This is a genomic window from Phaeovulum sp., from assembly GCF_041596715.1.
Classification (GTDB): domain Bacteria; phylum Pseudomonadota; class Alphaproteobacteria; order Rhodobacterales; family Rhodobacteraceae; genus UBA6213.
On the sequence record NZ_JBFHIA010000259.1, the window covers coordinates 1 to 4,085 of the forward strand.

At 61.5% G+C, this 4,085-nt stretch carries 4 protein-coding genes; 3 read left to right on the plus strand and 1 reads right to left on the minus strand.

Annotation, left to right across the window (positions count from 1 at the left end; translation table 11 throughout):
* Positions 1-370: 370 nt before the first annotated feature.
* Entirely contained in the window at positions 371-2,554 is a 2,184-nt protein-coding gene (uvrB, locus tag ABY403_RS14180; RefSeq protein WP_372841477.1) for an excinuclease ABC subunit UvrB, read from the minus strand.
* Between the two features lie 349 nt (positions 2,555-2,903).
* Between uvrB and ABY403_RS14185 the strand changes: the two genes are divergently transcribed.
* The 3 genes from ABY403_RS14185 to ABY403_RS14195 all read left to right on the plus strand — a co-directional run bounded on the left by ABY403_RS14185 (position 2,904) and on the right by ABY403_RS14195 (position 4,001).
* Complete coding sequence (locus ABY403_RS14185) at positions 2,904-3,215, plus strand: ETC complex I subunit (protein ID WP_372841478.1); 312 nt, start codon at positions 2,904-2,906, stop codon at positions 3,213-3,215.
* Between the two features lie 61 nt (positions 3,216-3,276).
* Positions 3,277-3,531 carry a hypothetical protein gene (locus ABY403_RS14190; RefSeq protein WP_372841479.1) on the plus strand — a complete coding sequence of 85 codons (255 nt, stop codon included), beginning with the start codon at positions 3,277-3,279 and terminating at the stop codon, positions 3,529-3,531.
* On the plus strand, positions 3,528-4,001 hold the full coding sequence (locus ABY403_RS14195) for a GNAT family N-acetyltransferase (RefSeq protein WP_372841480.1): 474 nt from the start codon (positions 3,528-3,530) through the stop codon (positions 3,999-4,001). Before ABY403_RS14190 ends, ABY403_RS14195 begins: the two co-directional genes overlap by 4 nt.
* The last annotated feature ends 84 nt before the right edge of the window (positions 4,002-4,085 follow it).

Below are 4,085 nucleotides of genomic sequence, written 5' to 3' on the forward strand. Positions count from 1 at the left end.
CGGCTAGGAATGAAAATCAACGCTTTCGGGGCGGCGCGTATCACGCGTGATACGCGAGCCAAGGGTTTGAATTGGTTGCGGTTCGAGTTTTTCGTTAAGCATTTGGCAAGGAATTGGCGGCAGGTTTGCGCGGCGCGAGGCGGTGAGGTTGGGTGTCAAGCGTTGGGCGAAGGCGCGGAGCGTTGGCGCGGAGTACGGCATCGGTGGGGCGAACAGGAACAAAGGGCAGCGCCCCGTGCGGGCGGGCCGGGCGCTGCCCGGTGCAATGGGGGCCGGGTGGGGATACTAGTGGCTGCGGCTATTTTTCGGCCATGCCATTTCTGAAGCGGCGCATGAGGCTTAATCGTCGCTCAACCAATTGGATTTTCCGTCACCTCGCCCTTCCGCCCCTTTTCCCACCCCTTTGCCCGGGCCGCCCACCTGTTGAGCGTCCGCCCCCCTTCACCGCATTTTCTGCTGCGGCCTCTATTTCTGACTGCCGGGCAAGCGGGTCATCAGAGATTGCGAGTTCTACCGCCTCCAAGCGTCGCACCTCGTCGCGCAGTCTTGCGGCCTCTTCGAACTCGAGGTTCTCGGCGGCCTTGCGCATGGCAAGGCGCATTGCTTCCAGATGCGCGGCGAGGTTGGCACCTACCAGCGGGCGTTCGACGCGGGCGGTAACGCGGGCCATGTCGGTATCGCCCTTGAACTGGCCTGCCATCACGTCGTCGATATTGCGGCGGATGGTTTGCGGGGTGATGCCGTGCGCTTCGTTATAGGCCACCTGCCGGGTCCGGCGGCGGTCGGTTTCGTTGATCGCGCGTTCCATGCTGCCGGTGATGCGGTCGGCATACATGATGACGCGGCCCTCGACGTTGCGCGAGGCGCGCCCGATGGTCTGGATCAGCGAAGTTTCCGAGCGCAGGAAGCCTTCTTTATCGGCATCGAGAATGGCTACTAGGCCACATTCTGGAATATCGAGGCCCTCGCGCAAAAGGTTGATGCCCACCAGCACGTCAAACGCCCCAAGCCGCAGATCGCGCAGAATCTCGATCCGCTCGATCGTGTCGATGTCAGAGTGCATGTAGCGCACGCGGATACCCTGTTCGTGCAGGTATTCGGTCAGGTCTTCCGCCATGCGCTTGGTCAGCGTGGTGACCAGCACCCGCAACCCACGCGCCGCGACCCGGCGGATTTCATCGAGCAGGTCATCGACTTGGGTTTCGACCGGGCGGATTTCGATCTGCGGATCGATAAGCCCGGTCGGGCGGATTACCTGTTCGGTGAACACGCCGCCCGCCTGTTCCAACTCCCACGCGGCGGGGGTGGCGGACACAAACACCGATTGCGGGCGCATCGCATCCCATTCCTCGAACTTTAGTGGCCGGTTATCTGTGCAGGAGGGCAGGCGGAAGCCGTGTTCGGCTAGGGTCATCTTGCGGCGGAAGTCGCCTTTGTACATGCCGCCGATTTGCGGCACCGAAACGTGGGATTCATCGGCAAAGACGATCGCGTTATCGGGGATGAACTCGAACAGGGTTGGCGGTGGTTCGCCCGGCGCGCGACCTGTGAGGTAGCGGCTATAGTTTTCGATGCCGTTACAGACGCCTGTCGCCTCGAGCATTTCCAGATCGAAGTTGCAGCGCTGTTCCAGACGCTGCGCCTCTAGCAGCTTGCCCTCGCCGGTCAGTTGCGCAAGGCGCAGCACCAGTTCGGCCTTGATGCCCTTGATCGCTTGGCGCAGCGTCGGGCGCGGGGTGACGTAGTGGCTGTTGGCATAGATGCGGATTTTGTCGAAAGTGTCGGTCTTGGTGCCGGTAAGCGGGTCAAACTCTGTAATGCTTTCAAGCTCTTCGCCAAAGAAGGAAAATCGCCAAGCGCGGTCTTCAAGGTGCGCGGGCCAGAGATCGACGGTATCGCCCTTGACCCGAAACGAGCCGCGCGCGAAGGCAGCGTCGAGCCGTTTGTAGGCCTGCGCCACAAGCTCGGCCAGAAACTTGCGCTGCTCGTAGGCTTGGCCCACCACCAGATCTTGCGTCATCGCCGAATAGGTTTCGACCGACCCGATACCGTAGATGCACGAGACCGAGGCGACGATGATCACGTCATCGCGTTCTAAAAGCGCGCGCGTGGCCGAGTGGCGCATACGGTCGATCTGTTCGTTGATCTGGCTTTCTTTTTCTATGTAGGTATCGGTGCGCGCGACATAGGCTTCGGGCTGGTAATAGTCGTAGTAGGAAACGAAATACTCGACCGAGTTTTCGGGAAAGAAACTTTTGAACTCGCCATAAAGCTGAGCTGCGAGGGTCTTGTTGGGGGCAAGGATGATTGCCGGGCGCTGGGTTTCTTCGATGACCTTGGCCATGGTGAATGTCTTGCCTGTGCCGGTGGCACCCAAAAGCACCTGATTGCGTTCGCCCGCAACGATGTTGGCCGAAAGCTCTGCAATCGCCGAGGGCTGGTCGCCTGCGGCGGTGTAATCGGTGTGCATCACGAACCGCCGCCCGCCTTCAAGTTTCGGCCGGGTCAGAACCTCGGGGCGGGGGCGGGGCGTGTTGTCGTTATTGTGGGGCATGGCATCCTCTTGGTGCCCCCAAGATTTGATCTGTTTTTGTTCACATGCAAGGGGTTATGGGAAAGGTTATCGTGCGGTTAAGATATGATCGCAATTTTATGAATTATTCCAAGCCTATAGGGGGGAATATGCTTGCCGGAGTATGCGTCCGCGCCGTATGGTTTGCGGGCAAGCAGCAATGGGCTGCCGACCGTTGCACCACCCCCACCCCTCGCTCCCCGCACGGTCGGCAGCTATCTTACCCGTGATCGACACAAAGCGTCGCACCGCCGCCTGCGCGCGCAGCAGGGCTTGCACTTTGGTTCGCCCTTCACGATAACGGGGCAACTGATTTGACGGGAGTATCGCAATGCGCGCGCGTATCTATCAGCCTGCCCGGAACGCCATGCAATCAGGCGCGGCAAAGACCAAGATTTGGGTGCTGGACTATGCCCCCTCTGAGGCGCGCGCGATTGACCCGCTGATGGGCTGGACCGGATCAGGCGACACGCAGACGCAAGTGCGGCTGACCTTTGACAGCCGCGAAGCCGCCGAAGCCTATGCGCGCGCCAACGGCATCGACGCCGTGGTGCACGCACCGCACAAGCGCGCGGCAAACATCCGCCCCGGTGGCTATGGCGACAACTTTGCCACCAACCGCCGCACCGTCTGGACCCACTGACGCCAGCCGAAGCCGGATTGAACTGACGCGGCTTTGGCGTTTTACTCGGCATGAGCCCGCGATGACGCGCGGCGTGGGCATGGGGTTTCGCATGGGTTTCAGATTTGTGCCGGGCGCGGTTTCGGCATTGGGTATGCCGGTCGCTGGCGCAATCGCAGAACCGGCTACACCCGAGATGGCGGCGGGTGCCGTGCCTGTGCTCAAAGGGCTTGGAAGATCCGAAGCGGATGGAAGCCCGAGTTGGAACATAGGCACAAAGGAGCCGGGGCAGGGCATGGTCAACGGGCTCGACGTAACAGCGATGTTTGCGCAATGACCGCGCTGGACGGCCTGACAATTGCGCAGGAAAGCCCGTTGGGGGCCGATCTTGCGTTGCTGCACGCGCGCCACACCGAAGCGATGCACGCCGACACGCCGCCCGAAAGCATCCACATGCTGCCCGCAAGCGCCTTGGCCACGCCGGGGATCAGCTTTTTCGTGCTGCGCGAGGCGGGCGCGGCGCTGGGCATGGGTGCCTTCAAGCGGATCGATGCGCAACATGCGGAAATCAAGTCGATGCATATTCTGCACGAGGCGCGCGGGCGCGGGTTGGCGCGGCTGATGCTGGATCATCTGGTGGCCGAGGCGCGCGCGGCAGGATTTTCGCGGCTGAGCCTTGAAACCGGCGCGCAACCAAGCTTTGCCGCGGCGCGTATGCTGTATGCCAAGGCGGGCTTTGTGGAATGTGGGCCCTTCGAGGGCTATGGGCCCGACCCGATGAGCACCTTCATGACCCGCATGCTTTGAAGGGCTTGCGCGCCGATGCCTGCCATAGGAAAAGGGCGCAATCGGTCCCGTAGCTCAACTGGATAGAGCACCTGACTTCTAATC

What these genes read in the sequence shown, in the direction of transcription:
- uvrB (WP_372841477.1), bottom strand. Translation starts at nt 2,554, where the DNA reads ATGCCCCACAATAACGACAACACGCCCCGCCCCCGCCCCGAGGTTCTG.
- ABY403_RS14185 (WP_372841478.1), top strand. Translation starts at nt 2,904, where the DNA reads ATGCGCGCGCGTATCTATCAGCCTGCCCGGAACGCCATGCAATCAGGC.
- ABY403_RS14190 (WP_372841479.1), top strand. Translation starts at nt 3,277, where the DNA reads ATGACGCGCGGCGTGGGCATGGGGTTTCGCATGGGTTTCAGATTTGTG.
- ABY403_RS14195 (WP_372841480.1), top strand. Translation starts at nt 3,528, where the DNA reads ATGACCGCGCTGGACGGCCTGACAATTGCGCAGGAAAGCCCGTTGGGG.